Consider the following 2,975-nt stretch of genomic DNA (forward strand, 5'->3'; position numbering starts at 1 on the left):
GTTCATTGACATGTTGAGCAGAAATTGTAACAGACGTGATACGGAAGTATCACAGAAAAGTAGAAGTAAGTGAATAAGGGCGCACGGGGGATGCCTAGGCTCTCAGAGGCGAAGAAGGACGTGATAAGCTGCGAAAAGCTACGGGGACCTGCCAATAGGGTTTGATCCGTAGATGTCCGAATGGGGCAACCCAGTCTTTAAGACTATTCCGTAAGGAAAGCGAACGTGGGGAACTGAAACATCTAAGTACCCATAGGAGGAGAAAATAATAATGATTCCGTAAGTAGTGGCGAGCGAAAGCGGAACAGCCCAAACCTATTATGTTACGGCATAATAGGGGTTGTAGGACCTGTATAATTGATAACAACCCGACGAGAATAGCGTGGGAAAGCTAACCAGAGGAGGTGAGAGTCCTGTATTGGAAGGGTTGTTAGAGAGACGGGTATCCTGAGTAGGTCGGGACCGGAGAAATCCCGATTGAAACTGCCGGCACCATCCGGTAAGGCTAAATACTCCTGAGAGACCGATAGTGAACTAGTACCGTGAGGGAAAGGTGAAAAGTACCGTGAATAACGGGGTGAAATAGAACCTGAAACCGTGCGCTTACAAGCGGTCGGAGCTACTTTGTGTAGTGACGGCGTGCCTTTTGCATAATGAGCCTACGAGTTACTCCTCATCGGCAAGGGTAAGGTATTCAGTACCGTACCCGGAGCGAAAGCGAGTCTGAAAGGGCGATTGAGTCGGTGGGGGTAGACGCGAAACCTAGTGATCTACCCATGGCCAGGTTGAAGTTGTGGTAACACACAATGGAGGACCGAACCGATAAACGTTGAAAAGTTTCCGGATGAGCTGTGGGTAGGGGTGAAAGGCTAATCAAACTGGGAAATAGCTCGTACTCCCCGAAATGTTTTTAGGAACAGCGTCGTGAATTGTATGATGGAGGTAGAGCTACCGATAGGACTAGGGGGAGTCAAATCCTACCAAATCCTGACGAACTCCGAATGCCATCATATAGAAGCGGCAGTGAGGGCTTGGGTGCTAAGGTCCAAGTCCGAGAGGGAAAGAACCCAGACCTTCCGCTAAGGTCCCAAAATCTATGTTAAGTTGAACAAAGGTGGTCCAGTTGCAGAGACAGCCAGGAGGTTAGCTTGGAAGCAGCTATTCCTTTAAAGAGTGCGTAACAGCTCACTGGTCGAGCGACAGGGCGTCGATAATAATCGGGCATCAAACATAGTACCGAAGCGAAGGATTGTATCCTGATTTATCAGGAGCAGTGGTAGGGGAGCATTCCAACGACAGTGAAGGTGTGGCGTAAGCTGCGCTGGAGTTTTTGGAAAAGCAAATGTAGGCATGAGTAACGATAATGCGGGCGAGAAACCCGCACACCGTAAGACCCAGGTTTCCTGATCAACGCTAATCGGATCAGGGTTAGTCGGGACCTAACGCGAACCCGAAAGGGGTAGTGGATGGACAATGGATTAATATTTCCATACTAATTATACGAGTGATGGAGTGACGGAGTGATGAAAGATCCGCGCGGTGACGGAATACCGCGTTAAAGGTAGTAGGTATTGGTTCGATAGTTAAATGCGTTGAATTAGCCGAAGCTGATAGTACTGAGCGTTTACGGACAATCAGATAGTGATCCTAAGGGCTTCCAAGAAAAACTTCTAGCGTTAAGAGTATAATTACCCGTACCGCAAACCGACACAGGTGGTCGAGGAGAGTATCCTAAGGTGCTCGAGTGAATCATGGCTAAGGAACTCGGCAAAATAGCCCTGTAACTTCGGGAGAAGGGGCGCCTCTAGCAATAGAGGCCGCAGTGAAGAGGCCCAGGCGACTGTTTAACAAAAACACATGGCTTTGCAAAGTTTCAAGACTAAGTATAAGGCCTGACACCTGCCCGGTGCTGGAAGGTTAAGAGGGGATGTTATCGTAAGAGACGCATTGAATCGAAGCCCCAGTAAACGGCGGCCGTAACTATAACGGTCCTAAGGTAGCGAAATTCCTTGTCGGGTAAGTTCCGACCTGCACGAATGGTGTAACGATCTGGGCACTGTCTCAGCCATGAGCTCGGTGAAATTGTAGTCGCGGTGAAGATGCCGCGTACCCGCAACGGGACGGAAAGACCCCATGCACCTTTACTGCAACTTAGTATTGGTACTGGACAAATGATGTGTAGGATAGGTGGGAGACTTTGAAGCGGGTTCGCTAGGATTCGTGGAGTCACTGTTGAAATACCACCCTTTGTTTGTTTGGTATCTAACCCCTTATTAGGGGGACATTGCTTGGTGGGTAGTTTGACTGGGGTGGTCGCCTCCAAAAGGATAACGGAGGCTTCCAAAGGTTCCCTCAGTACGCTTGGTAACCGTACGAGGAGTGCAATAGCATAAGGGAGCTTGACTGTAAGGCCGACAAGCCGAGCAGGGTGGAAACACGGGTATAGTGATCCGGCGGTTTTGAATGGAAGAGCCGTCGCTCAAAGGATAAAAGGTACGCTGGGGATAACAGGCTGATCTCCCCCAAGAGCTCATATCGACGGGGAGGTTTGGCACCTCGATGTCGGCTCGTCACATCCTGGGGCTGAAGAAGGTCCCAAGGGTTGGGCTGTTCGCCCATTAAAGTGGCACGCGAGCTGGGTTCAGAACGTCGTGAGACAGTTCGGTCCCTATCTGTTGCGGGCGTGGGAAGTTTGCGAGGACCTGACCTTAGTACGAGAGGACCGGGTTGGACTGACCGCTGGTGTACCGGTTGTGATGCCAATTGCATTGCCGGGTAGCTACGTCGGGAAGAGATAAGCGCTGAAAGCATCTAAGTGCGAAACTCCCCTCAAGATGAGACTTCCAAATAGGGCCGTCAGAGACGATGACGTTGATAGGCTATAGGTGTAAAGGCAGTAATGTCATAGCCGAGTAGTACTAATTGCCCAAAAACTTACGCTACGTTTGTTACAGTTTCTGCAAAAACATGTTATT

The 2,975-nt window shown here is 49.7% G+C and carries 1 rRNA gene; it reads left to right on the top strand.

The annotated features are described in order from the left end of the window. Positions 1-63 precede the first annotated feature (63 nt). A 23S ribosomal RNA gene (locus tag BVH02_RS19890) occupies positions 64-2,942 on the top strand. Positions 2,943-2,975: the final 33 nt, after the last annotated feature.

It is taken from the genome of Algoriphagus ratkowskyi (genome assembly GCF_002150505.1).
GTDB lineage: Bacteria > Bacteroidota > Bacteroidia > Cytophagales > Cyclobacteriaceae > Algoriphagus > Algoriphagus ratkowskyi.